We start from the raw sequence: 19,202 nt of genomic DNA, 5'->3' as shown, positions 1-19,202 counted from the left end.
TAAAGGCTAGGAGAGCCAGCTTGTCGTCAATTTCCTCTGCAAGTCGTAAGCTAACGCACGTGATGATCGGTCTTTTCGCCACTTGCGGCGGAACCGGCATCGTCTCCGCCTGGCAGCTTTCCTCCGCACTGGAGCACCAGGCGGCGGGCGCGGCGCTGCTGCGCAACCACATGGAGGCCGACATGATGCACGATGCCGTGCGCAGCGACGTGCTCGGCGCCCTGGCCTCGGCCGACCCCTCGATGCACCTGAAGCTGGAGGATGCGCGCAAGGATCTGACCGAGCATCTCGACATGTTGCGCAAGAGCATCGCCGAGGATGCCGCCTTCCGCGGCGACGCGCGCGTCCAGGCTGCCACCGCGACGATCACCACCCCGATGACCAGCTATGCTGCGGCGGCACGCCAGATCGTCGACCTGGCGGGATCCGCCCCGGCAGAAGCCAAGCAAAAACTGCCCGATTTCATGACGCGATTCTCGGCGCTCGAGGAATCGATGAGCAAGGCGTCGGATGCGATTGAGGGCTATTCGGAGCGGATGGCGCGCAACGGGGCGATGCTGGGCAGCATCACCATCGCCCTGCTCACTGCCACCCTCGCCCTCGCCGTTGCCGGCGCGCTGTTCCTCGCGCGCAAGGTCCGCAACACGTTGGTGGCGCCGCTCGCCCATCTCGCCGAGGCCGTGCAAGCGCTCGAACCGGGCGCGAGTGCCGCCGTGCCGGAGGCCCATCGAGACGACGAACTCGGCGATCTGGCCCGCGCGATCGACAAGTTCAACGGCCATGTCGCCGCTGCCGAGGCCCAGAAGAATGCGCTGACCGACACGATTGTTCTCACGGTCGGCAGCGGCCTGCAGCGACTTGCCGAGGGGGACCTCACCACCACCATCGAGGCCGAGCTGACCGGACCGTTCGACCGGCTGAAGCGCGACTTCAACGCGGCGATCGACAGCCTGCGCGGCCTGATCGGCTCGGTCCACAGCGGCGCCACCAATCTGCGCCAGGGATCGAGCGAGATCGCCGTCGCCTCCGAAGACCTGGCGCGGCGTACCGAGGCCAATGCCGCCAGCCTGGAGACGACCACGCATGTGGTGGGTGAAATCGACGGCCGCCTGAAGACCTCGGTCGAAGCCGCCGCCGGCACGGTTGCGCGCGCCAACCAGACGATGGAGGCGGTGACCGCCGGCCGCAGCCGGGTGAGCAACGCCGTGGGTGCGATGAGCCGGGTGTCCGAAAGCGCCAAGGGCATCGACACGGTGATCGAGGGCCTCGACAAGATTGCCTTCCAGACCCGCGTGCTGGCGATGAACGCCGCGGTGGAGGCCGGCCGCGCCGGCGAAGCGGGACGCGGCTTCGCGGTCGTCGCCGACCTCGTCTCGGCACTGGCGATGCGGGCGGAGGAGGAAGCGGGCCGCGCCCGCGACCAGCTGACCGTCACCCAGGTGGAGATCGGCGCCGCGGTCTCCGCGGTCGAGGATGTCGACGGCGCCTTCGACTCCATCTCCGAAAATGCCCAGTCGGTCCACCAGTTGCTCGCGCAGGTGGCGGAGGACAACCGCGTCCAGTCGGCGGCGATCTCGCGCCTCAACGAAACGATCCGGACGATGGACCAGTCGACCCAGCAGAATGCGGCGATGGTGGAGGAAACTTCCGCAGCCGCGCGCAACCTGATGGGAGAAGTCGCCGACCTCGCCGAACGCGCAGGCCGTTTCCGCACTCAGCCGGGCGATCCCCGCCCGGCCGCACCGACCGCGCAGCGCCGGGCGGCTGGGCGCGCGCCGGCACCCGCGCCAGTCGTGGACGTCGAGGAAGAAGGGGCCTGGGTCTAGGCGGCAGCGCCCTGGCGCGCCGCCGCGCGCAGCTTGGCGAACAGGTCGGTGAAGGTCAGCCGCGTGTCGATCGCGCGGTAGACCCGCATCGGCCGGCCCCGGGGATCGGCGAGGTAGCGGCCATCCGGCCCGAGCTTCGGCGTCGGCCGCACCACATAGTCGCTCGAGGCGCTGTCCGGTTCGTAGGGCGTCTGCAGCGCGGTGAGCGTCACCAGCGGGCTGTCCCCCAGGATATAGGTCTCGCCGAGCCCGTCCGGGAAGCGCCCCCGCACCGCCTGCAGCGCATCGAGCAGGAAGGCGCCCGCGCGCCCTGCCCCGGCCAGCGCGGCCTCCAGTTCCGCCATGCCGATGGTCAGCTGCCGATAGACGTTGCGCGGCACCTGCCAGATCGTGACGTCGCTCGCGTTGAACACCGTCTCCACCGCGGCGCTGTCGATGGTGAGATTATATTCGGGGTCGGTGCGCGGCGGCACGCCGGGCAGCAGATCCCCCCACTCCATCCCGCCGATCCAGACGAGCGTGATCCGCCGTCCGATCTCCGGCGCGATGCGCAGCGCTTCGGCAAGGTCGGTCAGCCCGGCCCCGGCGCAGTAATAGAGCGGCCTGGTATCGGTACGCCGCGCTTCCGCGATGATCCGAGTCACCGCCGGGGTTGCCTGGGGCGGTGCGCCCGGGGCCGGCGCTGTATTGCGGCCCGCAAGGATCGGCGGCGGCGTCACGCCCAGCAGGCCCGCCAGTGTGCCCGCAACCGTCGCGGCGTGTTCGGCCTGCACCGTCGAGCGATCCATGAAGTCGTTCGGGTGGATATGCGATCCGACGATCAGCGGGATCGTGACCGAGGGCGAGAGCAGATGGTGCGCGAGCTGGAACAGGCCGTCCGGGTCCCCCGAATAGTCATTGTCCAGGATCACCCGCGACCGCGCCGCCGGCGCGCCCCGCGCCTGGGGCAGGAGGGCGGCGGCGGCCAGGCCGGCAGCACCGCTGAGGATCGCACGGCGGCTCCGCCTTCCCGACATCACGACTTCCTCATCCAAAGGCGACGATGCGATCCCCCAGCCGCTCCGCCTCCTCGCGATCATGGGTGACGAGCAGGATCGGCAATCGCAGCTCGTCACGCAAGCGTTCGAGCAAGCCCAGTATCTCCTCGCGCCGCGCACGATCGAGCGAGGCCAGCGGCTCGTCGAGCAGCAGGAAGGCGGGGTCGGCCAGCAGTGCGCGGCCGATCGCCACGCGCTTGGCTTCCCCGCCCGAGAGCGTGCGCGGCCAGCGATCGAGCAGATGCGCGATGCCGAGCAGGCCGATCACGCCATCGACATCCGTCGCGCCGCCCTTGCGCCGGCCATAGAGCAGGTTGGCGCGCACCCGCAGGTGCGGAAACAGCCGCGGCTCCTGGAACACATAGCCCGCGCGCCGCGCCTCGGGCGCAAGATCCAGCGCCAGGGCAGCGTCGAACAGCGTGCGCTCGCCCACTCGGATATGGCCGCGGTCCGGCCGCAACAGCCCGGCCACCATGTTGAGCATGCTGGTCTTGCCCGCGCCCGAGGGGCCGAACAGCACCGTCACGCCCGCGCCGGGCTCGATCCGGCAGGCGATTGCGGTCTCGCCCAGCGTGCAGGCCACGTCGATGTCAAAGGACATGGGTGCCCCGTCCGGTGCGCCGCGCGACCAGTTCCGATCCCAGCAGCGCGATGAAGGCGATCGCGATCGACAGCGCGGAAAGGCGCAGCACCTGCCCCCCCCCGCCCGGCACCTGCAACGCCGAATAGATGGCGAGCGGCAGCGTCTGGGTTTCGCCCGGCACGTTGGAGACGAAGGTGATCGTCGCGCCGAATTCGCCGAGTGCGCGGGCAAAGCCGAGCACCAGCCCGGCCAGCACCCCCGGCAGGGCGAGCGGCAGGGTGACGGTGGCGAAGGTTCGCCAGGGCCCCGCCCCCAGGCTGCGCGCGGCCTGTTCCAACCGCCGGTCCACCGTTTCCAGCGACAGCCGGATCGCGCGGACCATCAGCGGCAGCGCCATCACCGCCGAGGCGATCGCCGCACCGCTCCAGCGAAAGAGTACCGTGGTGCCGAGCCCGCGCTCGATCAGGCCACCCAGCGGCCCGGCGGGGGCGAAGGCGAGCAACAGCATCCAGCCGGTCACCACCGGCGGGACGACGAGCGGCAGGTGGACCAGCGCATCGAGCAACAGCTTGCCGCGAAAGCGCACGCGAGCGAGCAGCCAGGCAAGGCCGAAGGCAAGCGGCAGCACCGCCAGCACCGCGACCCCGCCGACCTTCAGCGACAGGAGCACGATGCCCCATTCCTCGGCGCTCAGCATGGGCGCAGCGTCACCGGCGCCGTGTCACAGGGGTGTGAAGCCGTAGCGCGCGAAGATCGCCTTGCCGCGCGCGCTGATCAGGAAGCGGCGGAACGGCTCGGCATCGGGGCTGGCGGCGGTCTTCAGCCGGGCCACCGGATAGCGGATCGGCGGGTGGCTGGCGGCAGGAAAGGTGCCCGCTATGCGTACCTTGGCGGAGGCGCGCGCGTCGGTGGCATAGACGATCCCGAACGGCGTCGCGCCGCGTTCGACCAGCGCCAGCGCCGCGCGCACATTCTCGGCACGCACGATCTGGGGCGCGAGCCGGTCCCACGCGCCGATCTTCTGGAGCGCCGCCTTGCCGTAAAGGCCGGCGGGCACCGCATCGGGATCGGCCATGGCAAGGCGCGCCTGGCCGATTGCCGCGAGCAGCGGCCCGGCGCGATCAAGCGCGATCGTACGGCGGTCGGCGGCGGCGCCAGCCAGCACCAGCCGGTTGCCGAGGAAGGCGATGCAGGTGCCGGGGGCGAGCTTGCCGGCCCTTTCCACGGCGTCCATCCATGGTTCGTCGGCAGAGACGAACAGGTCCGCGGGCGCTCCCGACTGGATCTGCCGGGCCAGCGCCGAGGAAGCGGCGAACGACAGCACCGGGCGCGGATGGCCCAGCCGCCCCCAGGCGTCGGCAGCGGCGTTCATCGATTCCTGCAGGCTGGCGGCCGCCAACACCAGCGGCGGCCGGGGCGCGGCATGGGCGGCCGGCATGAAGCTGAGCGCTATCGCCAGAAGCAGCGGCCGGCGCGCGCAGGAAGTGTTGAAAACCATGAGACTGCATCCGTTGGGCGGAGGGGGTACCGTCGCGGGACGATCGGGCCCTGTCAAGCTGGCGGGCTGCCCCGCCCCGAGCCTCTATGCGGAAAGCGCCGCAACCGCAGGAAAACGGGCGCAAGTTGACGAGGCAACCAGTCCCCTGCATCGTGAACGCGCCGTGGCTGGAAGCGCCGCAGGATCAAGACTGCGGGCAGGTCCTTGCACAATCCGAAGCCGAGCATGGCTTGCGCCCTATGCATTCTGATCTCGGCCTGCAGCGGCGGAGGCGGTGGCGGTGGCGAAGCCGCGCTAGGCCTCGCGAAGTCCGGCGGACGCCCGCTGGGGGCCCCGCCGCAAGGCCCGCACCGCGCCGATCACGCTGCTCGCCACCAGATCGGCGGCGGGCGCGTGGGTCAGCGCGGCTTCGGCCGGTCGCACGCCTACCGCGTGGCGCAGCGGCAACCGCCCCGAGCGCACCCCTGCCCGGCACAGCCGCCACCACAGCCGCGAGATCTCGCGATCGACCAGCGCCAGCGTCTCCGCATCGCGCCCCTGTGCCGCGAAATGGGCGCGCAGGACCGCGATTCCCTCGAACAGGCGGCGTAGCTCCGCCCGGTCGCCGATCGGCGCCTTGGCCATCACGTAGCGGACCAGCAGCGGTGCGATGTCCGGCGCATGCGCTCCCAGCAGCGCGGCATGGCGTTCGCGGAGCAGCGCTTCGGCATGGGCGGTCATCGTGCCGTTGAACCGCTGCGAGGCGCCGCCGGCATGGATGCGATACTGGGTCAGCACCGTGTCGATCTGTTCGATCCGGCCGAAGGCGCGAAGGCGGTGGTAGAGATCGAAATCCTCGACATAGCGGCATTCGGGCCGCTCGAACGGCTCCAGCTTCCGGGCGGCATCGGCGCGGAACAGCACCGAGGACCAGACCAGCGGATTCTGCACCAGCATCAGCCAGTCGATCAGCCCTGCGGTGAGCGGCCGCGGCCATTGGCCGGGACGCAGCTTGCCGTCGGTCAGACAGTCGGTCGCGGTGCTTACCAGCACCGTGCCGGGGTTCGCCTCCAGCCAAGCCAGCTGCCGGGCGAAGCGATCGGGCAGGGTGAGGTCGTCCTGATCGAGCCCGGCGATATAGCGGCCCCGCGCCTCGGCGAAGGCTCGGTTGCGCGCCACCACCGGGCCGCCGTTCACGGCGCTTTCGATCACCCGGATACGGGGATCGCGCACGCCCCGCAGCACCGCCACGGTGTCGTCTTGCGAGCCGTCGTCGACCGCGACCAGCTCCCAGTCGGGACAGGTCTGTGCCTGCAGGCTCGCCAGCGTCTCGGGGAGCAGCACGGCGCCGTTGTAGGTCGCCATCACGATCGAAATGGCGGGCGCCACGCTCATGCGGCGGCGCGTGCCTGCTCGGCGAGGATCTGGTCGATCACCATCCGGCCGATATCGTTCTGCCACAGCCACAGCCCGTTGGCCTTGCCGCTGAAGCTCGCCTCGCCGCCCAGCGGGCCGTCGGGCACATGGCCCGAGGCCAGCCCGAGACCATAGACGCCGGGCAGCGGCCGGCCCTCGGCATCGAGGACGCGGCACTGCTGGTCGACGAGCCGCGGCCGGCCGGGGCGATCCGCCATCAGCGCGATCCGCTGCCCCTCCACGTCGTAGAGCGGCAGCGCCCGCGGGCGATAGCCAAGCGCGCCGATCACCACGTCCGCGTCCCGCAATTCCGCCTGCATTGCGGCGTCGTTGTCGCCGGTCAGGCGGCACAGCACCATGCGCGGATCGGGCGCGCGACCGCCGACGCCGAGCATCCGTAGCACCAGCTCGCGCGCTTCCAGCCGGAAGCCTGCCAGGCGATAGACGAAGCCGCTCAGCGGGCAGATATCGTCCGGCCCGAAATCGGTGAAGCCATCGGCCCACGCCTCCTCGGCCGAGCGATAAAAGGGCCGCAGCGGCCGGCGATGGTAGAGCCGCAGCGCCCCTGCCCCCAGCGGCAATGCCGGGCTTGCCTTGAGGAGCAGCACGGCAGCCGCCATCGCGCTGGTCGAACCGCCGACGACGGCGATGCGCGGCGCGCGGATATCGGCGAGCCGGGCGCGGAGCCGATCGAGCCCGCCGAGGCGGAGGAACGCGTCGCCCAGCACCAGCCGATCGCCCGCCAGTTCCCCCAGCGGCACGCCGGCGACCTGCTCGGCGGCGACGTGCGCGGGATCCTGATGCCCGCCGGTCGCGATCACCAGATTGGCCGCGCGCATCACCCGATCCTCGCCGGTCAGCAGGTTGCGGACCTTGGCCGCCCAGTCCCCCTGCGGCGTGCGATGCGCCTCCAGCACTTCGGAGCGGGTGGCGACGACGCCCCCCTGCCCGGCCACGATCGCGCCGAGCCGCGCGCCGGTCGCCTCCAGGAAGGGCGTGGTGCGCGCCAGCGGCACGCCCAGCCGGCCGGCATGCAGCGCGACCTCGCGGCCCGCCGGATGATCGGTCAGCGCGGCGATGTCGCCGTGCACATTGTCCTTCACCGCGGTGAGGAAGGTCTCGGCCGTGCTGTCGGAGGTAATCGCGTAGCTGCCGATCTCGCCACGCCCCAGCACGGCATCGCGCTCGACGATGGCGAGGCCGCTCCGGGCGAGCCCGACGAGCTGGTTCGCCTTGGTCGCCGCGGTCAGCAGCGCGGTGCCGGCCGGGCCGCCGCCGACGACCAGCGCCGAATGCACCGTTCGCCCGCGCCGCTCCACGCGGAGACCGTCCAGCCCGACGAAGCGGCAAGCCTCGATCAGTGCATCGCACACGGTATCGACATCGGCGAGGGTCATTCCGTCGGTCACGGGCAGCGACAGGATGCGCCCCGCAATCTCGTCGGCGACCGGCAACGGGCCGTCGATCACGCAGCTTGCCCGGAACCAGGGCTGTTCGCCCAGATGCGGGCTGAAATAATGGCCCGCGCCGATCCCCTGCTCGGCCAGCCGCGCGATGATCGCGGCCCGGTGGCCGGCAAAGGGCCGCGGCAACAGCATCGACTGGAACTGCAGCGCCGGCCGCGCCCCGCGGAGCGCCTGGAATTCGAACCCGTGATCGCGCGCAAACCCGCCGAGGCGCGTCCGATAGGCCTGGTCGAGGCCGGCGCGGTGCGCGGCGAGGCCCTCCAGTTCCTCCAGCTTGGCCATGGCGAGCATGCCCAGCACTTCGGGCAGCTTGGCGTTGAGGCCCGGCCCCTCGGCCGATCGCCCCTCGACAAAGCCGAAATTGGCGAGGCTGCGCAGCGTCTCGATCAGGGCGACGTCGCCGCTATGGATCAGCCCGCCCTCGGCCGTGGCGAACACCTTGGTGGCGTGCATCGAATAGACGACCGGGAACGGCAGCCCCGCGCCAAAGGCACGCCCGTCGGCATCGCGCGCGCCGAGCGAGGCGGCGGCATCCACCACCACCCCGATGCCGCGCGCATGATAGTCATGGTAGCGCGCCAGATCGATTCCGGCGCCGAAGGTGGCGTAGGGCACCACCACCGCGATGCGATCCCCGTAGCGATCGAACGCCGCAGCTTCGGCTGCCCGGGCGATCGTCCAGTCCTCGGGATCGATGTCGCACAGCACGGGCGTGAGGCCGGCCCATTGCACCGCCTGGGCCGTGGCGGCGAAGGTGAAGGCCGGCACCAGCGCCAGGGCGCCCGAGCCCGCGCGCGGACCGGCGGCGTGGCGGATCGCCAGCATCAGTCCGCTCGTCGCATTGTTGACCGCGAGGCAGTCCCCTTGGCCGCCGAACACTCGCGTGGTCATCGCCGCTTCGAAACCGCGCACCACCGGGCCGCCATTCGAATAGACCCCGCGTGCCTCGATGCCGCGCAGGCCCTCGATCATCGTGCTCAGCCGCGATGGCTGCGGTGCGATCAGCGGCAGCCGCTGCATGCTCATCTCCCAATGCCTTTCCACCAGGAAAGGCGGACGCGGTGGGACCATGGCAGACACGGCTTAGAAAAACGTAAAATGCCAGAAGGGCCGGCCCGGTCTCCCGGTCCGGCCCTTCCAGTCGATCCGTAGAAATCAGGCGGCGATGGCAAGCCCGGCCAGCTGGCGACGGCGACGGATCGCGCCGCCGGCGATGGCAAAGCCGAACAGCATGGTCGCCCAGCTCAGCGGCTCCGGCACCGCCGTTGCCGCACGATAGACGTCCGCCGTGTTGATCGTGTAGCCCTTGTTGGCGAGCACATCGAGGTTGAGGTTCCAGCCGATCGTGTCGAACGCGGCCAGGTCGGTCGCGCTGATCACACCCATCTCGCCGTAGCAGAAGGTCGGGTCCATCACGCCGATCTGGTTATAGCCGTTGCAGCCGCCGGCGGCGCTGGCCGTATCCTTGAAGTGCGATGCCTGGCGGCCATCGCCGTTATACGCGCCGGTCGAGAACTGCGAACGGCCGTTGAACTGCGTCTTGCCGCCGTCGATCGAGAAATAGGACGCCGTGCCGACCGACCAGTCGAGCACCGGATCGCTGCCCGCAACGACATTCTTCGGATCGTTGCTGTAGCGGAACAGGTCCAGCATGGTGCCGACGGCCTGATTGTCCCAGACATAGCTGGGGCCCGAGGCGGCCGCGGGGCCCTTGCCGCTGTAGACGTCATAGGTATCGACGCCGCTGATGAAGCCCAGCGCATGGCCGATCTCGTGGATCGCCACGCCGATGAAATCCATCTGATTGTTGCTGATGCCGTTCAGCGGATTGAAATCGAAGCTGAAGGCAGAGCTGAACGTGATGTTGGCGTCATTGCCGGCCGAGAAGCCGGTATAGCCGAGCGCCTTGAGGTTCGCTTCGGTCGAGACGACGCGCGTGTTGTTGGTGGTCAGCGAGGTATCGTAGACGACCTTGGTCGGATCGATCCCGCGCGTGCCCGTGGTGGGCGCGTTGCGGATCATCTGGACGCCGACATTGGCACCCGACTGATAGAGCTGCGGCAGGACCACCGCGCTGTCCAGCGCCGAATTGCCGGTGGCTACGAGCTGCTGCAGCGCCCCAAGCACCGGCACGCTGTACCGCGAACTCTGCGTCGATCCGATCACGCCGGCATCCAGCGCGCTGTAGCCGATGCCGAGGTTGATCGTGACGTTGCTGGAGATCACGCTCTCCCAATAGCCGGCAGCGATCTTGAAGCCCATCTCGGCGGGGCTCCCCGCCACGCCGCCATTGTCGATCAGGTTGATCTTGAGCTGCGCCTGCGCCGGTGCAGCGGCTGCGACCAAGCCAAGCACGGCAGCTCCGCAGGCGACCATCGTCTTCATGTTCTTCCGGATCAACATTGATTTCCCCCATGGTTCGACGCGTTCCCGCGCGTCATTTCGATAGTTAACAATTTATTGCCGAACAGCGTCAAGAGAGCGCGAGAATGGCCTCAAAATGACGGCCAAGCGTGCGGAAAATGTCACACTTGCAAGATCATGCATGCTTTTGGCCGTAACCTTGGCGCAGGACGGGGCATGCTGGCGCCCCCCGACCAATAGCTCCGGCCGAAATAATTGCCCGCTTATCCTATGGCCTGCCGCGTAACGTAGAAAACCGTAGGTGATCGCCTTCACTTCTACGCAATCCGTCAATCCATTCCGACTATCAGCAATGCGGACTTCAACCGTTTCTCCAACAGACAGGATGGATCCGTGAAGATTCGTGGATTGATACTCCCGCTCATCATGACCAGCGCGTTCACTATTCCGGCGATTGCTCAGACGTCTGCCGGCAATAGCAAGAAAGAAGACGCGCAACCGTCGGCCGAGAAAGAGGTTTTCTCTACCGGCGTGGCGAAGGGCCGCGATCGACTGGATAGCGCCACCTCCACCAGTTCGCTGAAGGGCAGCGAGGCGCAGAAGCTGGGACCGGTGGGCCTTGCCGACATCCTGCGCACCATGGCCGGCATTCGCGTCGAAAACGGAATCAGCGAAGGCAACAACAACTACACGGTGCGCGGCCTGCCGATCGGCTCCGGCGGCTCCAAATATGTCCAGATCGAGGAAGACGGCCTGCCCGCGCTCGAGTTCAACGACATCTTCAACATCGCCGGCGACAGCTTCTTCCGCGCCGATTCGACGCTCGCGCAGATCGAGACGATCCGCGGCGGATCGGCCTCCACCTTCGCCTCGGGTTCGCCGGGCGGCCTGATCAACCTCATTTCCAAGACGGGCGATGTGGAAGGCGGCTCGATCCAGCTGACCACCGGGCTCGATTACGACCTGAAGCGCGCCGACTTCGACTATGGCGCGAAGCTCAGCGACAGCCTGCGCTTCCATGTCGGCGGCTTCTACCGCGCCGGCGAGGGGCCGCGCACGACCGGCATGACCTCGTTCCGCGGCGGCCAGGTGAAGCTCAACGTCACTAAGACCTTCTCGAACGGCTATATTCGCGCCTATGCCAAGCTGCTCGACGACCGCGCGCCGAGCTATGCCACCTATCCGGTGACGCTCACCGGCACCAACGACGCCCCGGTGCTGGGCAACATCCCCGGCTTCGACATCCTCAAGGATACGATGCTCTCCCCCAACATCAGCACGATGCTGGGGCTGGACAGCACCAACCGCGTCACCGCCTATTCGGTGAAGGACGGCCAGCATGCCGAGGCCAAGTCGCTGGGGCTGGAGGCGCAGTTCGATCTGGGCGGCTGGACGCTCACCGATCGCATCCGCTACTCGACCGCCTCGGGCCAGTTCCTCCGCGGCTTCCCGAGCACGATCGCGCCGATCGCCACCGTCGCCGCCTCGCTGGCGGGTGCCGGCGCCACCGCCACCTATGCCAACGGCCCCAATGCCGGCAAGGCGGTGCCGACCAATGCGAACGGCAACGGTCTGCTCTCCAACTTCTACGTCAACAGCTACAATCTGCGGAACGGCGACCATTTCGCCAACGACTTCCGCGCCACGCGCGTGTGGAAGATCGGCCAGGGCGACCTGACCGTCACCGGCGGCCTCTACATCGCCAGCCAGACCGTCGCGGCGGACGCGATGCAGGTCTCGATGGTCACCGACGTGGTCGGCGGCGGCAAGGCGGCGCTGGTCAACCTCACGTCCGCGGCGGGAGTCGCGCAGACGCAGGACGGCGTCTATGCCTATGGCCGCAACGGCCCGCGCCTGCGCCGCTCGTTCGACGTCGATTACAGCTTCTTCGCGCCCTATGCCTCGGTGAACTATCATTTCGGCAAGATCGCGATCGGCGGCAGCCTGCGCTACGATACCGGCCATGCCCGCGGCACGATGATCGGTTCGGACCTGGGCGGCGGCCGCGTCGGCACCGGCACGATCGACATGAACGGCGACGGCAAGATCAGCGCGCCGGAAACGCGCGTGTCGATCCTGCCGCTCGGCCAGCCGGCGCCGGTGAACTTCGACTTCAAATATCTCAGCTATTCGGCCGGCATCAACTACCGCGTCGCCGAGCCGCTGGCGCTGTTCGCTCGCTACAGCCGCGGTGGGCGTGTGAATGCGGACAAGATCCTGTTCACCAACGCGATCAACGCCGATGGCAGCATCATCGAGGATCGCCAGGCCTATGACGCGGTGAAGCAGCTCGAAGGCGGGCTGAAGTTCCGCCGGAACGGCATCACCTTCAACGCCACCGCCTTCCTGGCCTATGCCGACGACCACAATCTGCTCAACGGCTCGGTCACCTGGACCAACCGCAAATACCGCACTTATGGCCTGGAGATGGAGGGCGGAATCAAGCGCGGCCCGTTCAGCCTGGCGGCGGGCGCCACCTACACCAAGGCGAAGATCACCAAGGACTTTTTCGACGCCACCCAGACCGGCAAGCAGCCCCGCCACCAGCCGGCCTGGACGCTGCAGGCGACCCCGCAGGTCGAGACGCGCTACGCCACGGTCGGTGCCAGCGTGGTGACGATCACCAGCAGCTATTCGCAGGACGTGAACCAGCTGAAGATGCCCGGCTTCACCACCGTCGGCGGCTTCGTGATCCTGCACCCGACCAAGGCGATCGACGTCTCGGTCACCGGCGCAAACCTGTTCAACGCCAAGGGCTTCCTCGACATCAGCCAGAGCACCATGCCCACCACCGGCATCGGCTGGGCACGATCGGTGCAGGGCCGCACCCTCGCCGCCGCGGTCCGCTTCAGCTTCTGACGTTTCGTTCCGGAGAGCACCTGCCCGGTCGCCCCATAGCGGCCGGGCATTTTTTGTGGTCAGCGCGCGGCGGGTACCGCTGCGATCTTCACATGGAGCGCCGGAAACACGTCCTCGATCGGCTTGCTGTCCGGCAGCACATACACATAGCCGCCCTTCTTCGCGTACATCGGGCTCAGCAGCCTGGTGTAGAAGGCGGTCGGCACGTTGATGCAGCCGAAGGTAATGCGGTTGTCGTCGGGCGTCGGCGAGGCGAGCCGCTCGCGCCGCTTCTCCTTCCGCGCCGCAGCCCCGGTCGGCACCGGATGCAGCGCGACCGAGGTGTAGTAATCCACCCACAGCACCCGCTCCTTGCCGACCGCGAGGCCGAACTTGGCGAGGAAGCGTCCGGCGGGCGTGGTCTTCTCGGCGGGGCCGATCTCGGAGAGCTGCTTGGCGCCGACGCCGGGGCTCGCATCGTCCCCGGCGGTGATGCCGATCAGCACCGGCACCGCGGCCAGCTGCTTGCCCGCCGCGTCGTACAGGAACAGCGCCGCGTGCGGCTTGTCGACAATGAGATAGGGCAGCCCGTTATTGTCGCCCGCCTCGGACACCCAGTCATGCACCCGCAGCGTATCGGCGGAGGGGGCCAGTTCCGGCGCCGGCGCCTTCACGGCCGCGGGCTTCGCCTTTCGGGGCTTGGCCTTGGCGCCCTTCGGCTTGGATTTGGCCGCGGCCGGCCTGGCGTCCTGCGCGGCGGCGGCGGTCGGCGGCGCGAGCAGCGCCAGTGCGGCAAGCGCGAGAAAGCCCTGGATCATCGATTCCGTTGCTCATGGGAAAGTGGGTGGCCGCGCGACTGCGCGACCACCCGATAGATCCGGCCGGAACCGGCCGGCGTGAGGGTCGAGGCCTTAGTTGCGCGGACGCTTGCGCGGCTTGGCGTTCTGCTCGTCCACCTTCTGCGACAGCGCCTGCTGCTGCTGGTCGAGCGTGTCGACACGGCCGTTCAACTGGTCGAGCCGCTGGCCGTTCTGCTGCGCCTGGCCCGACGCGGCCTGCGCCTGCGACAGCGCCTGCTTTGCGGTACCGTCGGTTTCCTGGAGTCGCGTCTCGAGCGCGTCGACGCGCTGGCTCACCGGGGCGATCTGTTCGCGGACGAACTTCTTGGTGGCGCAGCCGCTGAGGCCGACGGCACCGATCATGAGCATCGCGAGGGGGGCAAACTTCATTCCGTTACGCATGTACACACCTTTCACTGGTTAATAAAAACAAAGGCTCAGCACCCAAGCCGGAGCACCGGGACCGCAACAATCCCGATTCTGTCCGACCGTGCGTCTTGTCCGCTGGACGGAGCCTGAACGGCCGGTCATCGCCGCTTTCCCTTCCGTTTGCCGACAGGCGCGAAGGGGTCGCGCGGGATTCCGTCATCGCTGGCCTCGGCCTTGGCGGGGCCGTGCTGCGCCGCTACACAGCGCTGGAGCTCCGCCACCGCGGCACCGCTGCCGTCGAGCGGCAGGCGCTCCACCGGCGTATCGCCGCGATCGATGTGGAGCGCCTTCGATCCGGCAAAGGCGGTGGGGAAACCGGCATCGAATGCCGCGACGAAGCCCTGCTTGCCGTCCGCGACGATGCCCACCGCGGCATGGTTGGGATAACCGCCCTGGCTCAGCTTGTAGGTGAGCTTCAGCCGGTCCTGCGGGCGGATCGACCAGTTTTCGTTGAGCACCGAGAAATGGTTGCTGCCGTCGCGGCCGAGCCCGAGCAGCACGCTGGTATGCCCCGGGCGATCATAGTCACGGCTGATGAAACACCCCGATCCGTCCTTGCTGGGCGCAATCGTCCAGTCGCCGAGCTGGCGGGCGGGATAGTCCTGCGCGAGGGCCGGTGCGGCGATCAGCAGTGCGACAACGGCACTTGCCACGCTGCGGCAGCGGAAGCGCGCCGACGAGGCTGACAGGAAGGGCAAGGCTGATCTCTGCACGCTCGCGACCATTGTAAAGGACGGCGCGATAACGTTCGGCTGCCGGAATGGTTCACAAGCCGCCGCTGCGGCACTCCCGCAACGGCGCGCAAGACGCTTGCCGAGTATACAAACCGCGCGCCCTACGGCCCGCCAAAGTTGCAGTTTTCACCACCCCAATGGACATATCGATCGTGTCACAAAACATTGTAGTGGTGTAGGCAGGGTTGTGGAAGAACGCACCCGGTGTCGTATAGGAAGCACTATACGGCATCGTCAAAACGTTCACCATACCCTTGTGCTTCTCGCGCCGTATCCGCGACAATAACTAGCCTTTCGTCACGGATGCCCAGCAGCTTCGGGCATTGCCCCAATGACGCTTAGGCAATACGATGGAGAGTCACCGATGGAAAACGCGATCGTTTCACCCTTTCAGTATTCGTTGATCTACAACGCATTCTCCTTCACCTTCGCGACGATGGCAGCCGCCACCATCTATCTTTGGTTCGGGCGATCCCAGGTCTCCTCGGCGTACAAGAATGCGGTGACGATCTCCGGCCTGGTCACGGCGATCGCGGCCTATCACTATTTCCGCATCTTCGAGAGCTGGGAATCCGCCTATCACTATGTGAACGGCACCGTCACGGCCACCGGCGTCGCCTTCAACGATGCCTATCGCTATGTCGATTGGCTGCTCACCGTGCCGCTGCTGCTGATCGAGCTGGTACTGGTGATGCGCCTGTCGCGGGAAGAAACCGTGTCCAAGGGCTGGCGCCTCGGTCTTGCCGCCGCTCTCATGATCATTCTCGGCTATCCGGGCGAGATCGCCGCCGACATTCCCACCCGCGCTTTGTGGGGCACGCTTTCGGCCATTCCGTTCGTCTACATCGTCTGGGAACTGTTCAGCGGCCTCGGCAAGTCGATCGACCGCCAGCCGGAAGCGGTGCGCGGCCTGGTGAAGCAGGCGCGCCTGCTGACCTTCGCCTCGTGGGGCTTCTACCCGATCGTCTACATGGCGCCCTACGCCCACCTCACCGGGCCGGACGTGACGACCGTGATCCAGATCGGCTACACGATCGCGGATCTCGTGGCGAAGGCCGGCGTCGGCCTGCTGATCTTCGCGATCGCCCAGCGCAAGTCCGAAGTCGAAGGCCACGGTACGCCGCACGCGGCCTGATCGGCGATGCGCGCCGGTACCTCCCTCCCCTTACCGGCCGCCATCGGCACCGCCCGGTCTTCTGCGCTCGCGCAGGACCGGGCGGTGCCTTGGCTATTCTGGCTCGGCGCCGTCCTGCTCGGCCTGGCGCTGATCGCCAGGATCGACCTCCATACCGCCGCGGCAACACAGGCCGGCATGCTGCTGATGCTCGTAGGCGGACTGCCGCATGGCGGGCACGACCTGCTGGTCGCAAAGCGGCGGTGGGGGATGAAGGGCAGCGCCCTCGCCCTGTTTCTCGCCGCCTACAGCGCGGTCGCAGCGGCGATGGCGCTCACCTGGTGGATCGCCCCCTTGCTGGCGCTGCTCGCCTTTCTGGGGCTGGCTGCCTGGCATTTCTCCGAAGACTGGGACGTGCCACAGGATGGATTGCTGCGCAGCGCTGCGGGCCTTGCGCCAATCGCCGCAGCCGTGCTGGGCCAACCGCGCGCCGTATCGGCCCTGTTCGCTGCGATGACCGATCCGCCTACCGCCCGGCACGCGGTCGCACTGGTCACCTTGGTCGCGCCGGTCGCGCTGTTGGTGGCGGCGGTGGCCATCGCCACGGCCTGGCAGACCGGATCGCGCCGCTGGGCCGCCGCACAGGGGACCGCGCTGGTGCTGCTCGCCACTGCACCGCCGACGATCGCCTTCCCGCTCTATTTCGCGCTGCTCCATTCGCGCCGGCACATTGTCGCGATTTTCGACGAGTTCGGCACCAGCGCCGTGGGGCACGGCCCGCCCGCCCTGCTCGCGGCAGCGCTCGCCGGCATTGCCTGCGCGGGCTGGGCGGCGTTCAGCCCGGGCTTCGTCGATCTGGCGCACGGGATCGACCCGGCACTCGCCTTCCAGTTGTTCTCGGTCGTCGCCGCGCCGCATCTGCTGTTCGAGGCGATGGGCACGCGGCTCCGCGCCGACATGGGAGACAGGGGAGCGCACGCGGCGTAAAAGGCGCCATGTCCAACGTCCTGACCCGCCCCGAAGCCGCGCCAAACCAGCACGGCGCCCACGCCTCGGTCCGCGTCGGCAATGCCGTCGTGTTGGAGGCCCGCATCAGCACGAAAGGGCTGCTCGCAGTTGCAGCGATCGTCACGAGCGCGGTGCTGGGATCGGCAGCGATCGTGTTGGCGGCACGGCACGGCCGCGATGCCCCCCGCCCCCTGCCGGACGACCGGCAGAGGTAAGCGGGCTTATTCCTCGCCCATCCGGAGCGCGGCGATAAAAGCCTCCTGCGGGATCTGCACGCTGCCGTACTCGCGCATCCTCTTCTTGCCTTCCTTCTGCTTGTCCAGCAGCTTGCGCTTGCGGCTGGCGTCGCCGCCATAGCATTTCGCGGTCACGTCCTTGCGCAGCGCGGCGATCGTCTCGCGGGCGATCACCTTGCCGCCGATCGCCGCCTGGATCGGGATCTTGAACAGATGGCGCGGGATCAGGTCCTTCAGCCGCTCGCACATGCCGCGGCCGCGGCTCTCGGCGGTCGAGCGGTGGACGATCATGCTCAGCGCGTCGACCGGCTCGTTGTTGACGAGGATGCTCATCTTGACGAGGTCGCCGGCGCGGTGGCCGATCTGCTCATAGTCGAAGCTCGCATAGCCGCGGCTGATCGACTTGAGGCGATCGTAGAAGTCGAACACCACTTCGTTGAGTGGCAGCTCATAGGTCACCTGGGCGCGGCCGCCGACATAGGTGAGGTTCTTCTGGATGCCGCGGCGGTCCTGGCAGAGCTTGAGGATGGGCCCGAGATATTCGTCGGGCACGTAGATCACCGCCTGGATCCACGGCTCCTCGATTTCCTCGATCCGGTTGGGATCGGGCATGTCGGCGGGGTTGTGGAGCTCGATTTCCTTGGCCTCGGCCTCGCCTGCCGCCTTGGTGAGGCGCATCTTGTAGACGACGCTCGGCGCGGTGGTGATGAGGTCGAGGTCATACTCGCGCATCAGCCGCTCCTGGATGATCTCCAGGTGCAACAGGCCGAGGAAGCCGCAGCGGAAGCCGAAGCCGAGCGCGGCCGAGGTTTCCATCTCGAAGCTGAACGACGCGTCGTTGAGGCGCAGCTTGGAGATGCTCTCGCGCAGCTTCTCGAAGTCCGCCGCGTCGACCGGGAACAGGCCGCAGAAGACGACCGGCTGGACTTCCTTGAAGCCCGGCAGCGCCTCGGCGGCGGGCTTCTTGGCGTCGGTCAGCGTGTCGCCGACGCGGGCTTGCGCCACTTCCTTGATCTGCGCGGTGATGAAGCCGATCTCGCCCGGACCGAGGTCGGGCAGCTGCTCGATCTTAGGGCGGAAGGCGCCGACGCGGTCGACCAGATGGGTCGTGCCGGTCTGCATGAACTTGACCTGCTGGCCCTTCTTGATCGACCCGTCGATGATGCGGACGAGGATGACGACGCCGAGATACGGATCGTACCAGCTGTCGACCAGCATCGCCTTGAGCGGCGCATCGGGATCGCCCTTGGGCGCCGGGATGCGCTCGACGATTGCGTCGAGGATCTCGTCGATGCCGATGCCGCTCTTCGCGCTGGCGAGCACGGCGTTCGAGGCGTCGAGACCGATCACGTCCTCGATCTCGGCGCGGACCTTTTCGGGCTCGGCCGAGGGCAGGTCGATCTTGTTGATCACGGGAATGATCTCGTGGTCGTGCTCGATCGACTGGTAGACATTGGCGAGCGTCTGCGCTTCCACGCCTTGCGCGGCGTCGACCACCAGCAGCGCACCCTCGCAGGCCGCGAGGCTGCGGCTCACCTCATAGGCGAAGTCGACATGGCCCGGCGTGTCCATCAGGTTGAGGACATGGCCCTTCCACTCCAGGCGCACGGTCTGCGCCTTGATGGTGATGCCGCGTTCCTTCTCGATGTCCATGTTGTCAAGGACTTGCTCGGACATCTCGCGGTCGGCCAGGCCGCCGGTGCGCTGGATCAACCGGTCGGCAAGGGTCGACTTGCCGTGGTCGATATGAGCGATAATGGAGAAATTGCGGATCTTGGTGATGTCGGTGGCCATGATTCCGCGCGCGATAGCAGGTGGCGCGCAAAAGCCAAAGT

16 protein-coding genes are annotated in these 19,202 nt (G+C 68.0%); 5 read left to right on the top strand and 11 right to left on the bottom strand.

The window, feature by feature from the left end; genetic code table 11:
- The first annotated feature begins 62 nt into the window (after window positions 1–62).
- A complete protein-coding gene (locus tag QZ814_RS06480) occupies window positions 63–1,826 on the top strand; it encodes a methyl-accepting chemotaxis protein (RefSeq protein ID WP_294330319.1) in 1,764 nt (587 codons plus the stop codon).
- Here QZ814_RS06480 and QZ814_RS06475 read toward each other — a convergent pair.
- The 7 genes from QZ814_RS06475 to QZ814_RS06445 form a co-directional block, all read right to left on the bottom strand.
- Window positions 1,823–2,842: a nucleoside hydrolase gene (locus QZ814_RS06475; RefSeq protein WP_294330317.1), complete on the bottom strand. Its 1,020-nt coding sequence runs from the start codon at window positions 2,840–2,842 to the stop codon at window positions 1,823–1,825. The two genes, QZ814_RS06480 and QZ814_RS06475, sit on opposite strands and share 4 nt — an antisense overlap.
- Before the next feature lie 10 nt (window positions 2,843–2,852).
- Window positions 2,853–3,464, bottom strand: coding sequence for an ATP-binding cassette domain-containing protein (locus QZ814_RS06470; protein ID WP_294330315.1), 612 nt, complete (start codon window positions 3,462–3,464; stop codon window positions 2,853–2,855).
- Window positions 3,454–4,143 (bottom strand): molybdate ABC transporter permease subunit, encoded by a 690-nt coding sequence (modB, locus tag QZ814_RS06465; protein ID WP_294330314.1) that lies wholly within the window; start codon window positions 4,141–4,143, stop codon window positions 3,454–3,456. Before modB ends, QZ814_RS06470 begins: the two co-directional genes overlap by 11 nt.
- 24 nt (window positions 4,144–4,167) lie before the next feature.
- Entirely contained in the window at window positions 4,168–4,884 is a 717-nt protein-coding gene (modA, locus tag QZ814_RS06460) for a molybdate ABC transporter substrate-binding protein (protein ID WP_294330495.1), read from the bottom strand.
- 354 nt (window positions 4,885–5,238) lie between these two features.
- Complete coding sequence (locus tag QZ814_RS06455; RefSeq protein WP_294330313.1) at window positions 5,239–6,318, bottom strand: glycosyltransferase; 1,080 nt, start codon at window positions 6,316–6,318, stop codon at window positions 5,239–5,241.
- Complete coding sequence (locus QZ814_RS06450) at window positions 6,315–8,831, bottom strand: DegT/DnrJ/EryC1/StrS family aminotransferase (RefSeq protein WP_365898229.1); 2,517 nt, start codon at window positions 8,829–8,831, stop codon at window positions 6,315–6,317. The genes QZ814_RS06455 and QZ814_RS06450 overlap by 4 nt, the downstream gene beginning before the upstream one ends.
- A 129-nt stretch (window positions 8,832–8,960) precedes the next feature.
- A complete protein-coding gene (locus tag QZ814_RS06445) occupies window positions 8,961–10,208 on the bottom strand; it encodes an NF038122 family metalloprotease (protein ID WP_294330311.1) in 1,248 nt (415 codons plus the stop codon).
- Window positions 10,209–10,595: 387 nt separating this feature from the next.
- Here QZ814_RS06445 and QZ814_RS06440 point away from each other — a divergent pair, with 387 nt between their 5' ends.
- A complete protein-coding gene (locus QZ814_RS06440; protein WP_294330309.1) occupies window positions 10,596–13,028 on the top strand; it encodes a TonB-dependent receptor in 2,433 nt (810 codons plus the stop codon).
- Between the two features lie 59 nt (window positions 13,029–13,087).
- Here QZ814_RS06440 and QZ814_RS06435 read toward each other — a convergent pair whose 3' ends face one another.
- The 3 genes from QZ814_RS06435 to QZ814_RS06425 all read right to left on the bottom strand — a co-directional run bounded on the left by QZ814_RS06435 (window position 13,088) and on the right by QZ814_RS06425 (window position 14,928).
- Window positions 13,088–13,825, bottom strand: coding sequence for a hypothetical protein (locus tag QZ814_RS06435; RefSeq protein WP_294330307.1), 738 nt, complete (start codon window positions 13,823–13,825; stop codon window positions 13,088–13,090).
- Window positions 13,826–13,918: 93 nt separating this feature from the next.
- Window positions 13,919–14,236 (bottom strand): hypothetical protein, encoded by a 318-nt coding sequence (locus QZ814_RS06430; RefSeq protein WP_294330306.1) that lies wholly within the window; start codon window positions 14,234–14,236, stop codon window positions 13,919–13,921.
- Window positions 14,237–14,373: 137 nt separating this feature from the next.
- Window positions 14,374–14,928 carry a hypothetical protein gene (locus QZ814_RS06425; protein WP_294330305.1) on the bottom strand — a complete coding sequence of 185 codons (555 nt, stop codon included), beginning with the start codon at window positions 14,926–14,928 and terminating at the stop codon, window positions 14,374–14,376.
- A gap of 481 nt (window positions 14,929–15,409) precedes the next feature.
- Here QZ814_RS06425 and QZ814_RS06420 point away from each other — a divergent pair, with 481 nt between their 5' ends.
- Genes QZ814_RS06420 through QZ814_RS06410 form a run of 3 tightly spaced genes read left to right on the top strand, consistent with a single transcriptional unit; the run spans window position 15,410 to window position 17,346 of the window.
- A complete protein-coding gene (locus QZ814_RS06420) occupies window positions 15,410–16,144 on the top strand; it encodes a bacteriorhodopsin-like (RefSeq protein ID WP_294330304.1) in 735 nt (244 codons plus the stop codon).
- A gap of 6 nt (window positions 16,145–16,150) precedes the next feature.
- Window positions 16,151–17,110, top strand: a complete 960-nt coding sequence (locus QZ814_RS06415) for a beta-carotene 15,15'-dioxygenase, Brp/Blh family (RefSeq protein ID WP_294330303.1) — start codon at window positions 16,151–16,153, stop codon at window positions 17,108–17,110.
- A gap of 8 nt (window positions 17,111–17,118) precedes the next feature.
- A complete protein-coding gene (locus QZ814_RS06410) occupies window positions 17,119–17,346 on the top strand; it encodes a hypothetical protein (RefSeq protein WP_294330302.1) in 228 nt (75 codons plus the stop codon).
- 6 nt (window positions 17,347–17,352) lie between these two features.
- Here the strand turns inward: QZ814_RS06410 and lepA are convergent, their stop codons facing one another.
- On the bottom strand, window positions 17,353–19,161 hold the full coding sequence (gene lepA / locus QZ814_RS06405) for a translation elongation factor 4 (RefSeq protein WP_294330301.1): 1,809 nt from the start codon (window positions 19,159–19,161) through the stop codon (window positions 17,353–17,355).
- Window positions 19,162–19,202 lie beyond the last annotated feature (41 nt).

It is taken from the genome of uncultured Sphingomonas sp., assembly GCF_913777625.1.
Lineage (GTDB): Bacteria > Pseudomonadota > Alphaproteobacteria > Sphingomonadales > Sphingomonadaceae > Sphingomonas.
The sequence above is the reverse complement of the archived record's forward strand: the minus strand, read 5'-3'. Positions and strand labels throughout refer to the sequence as shown.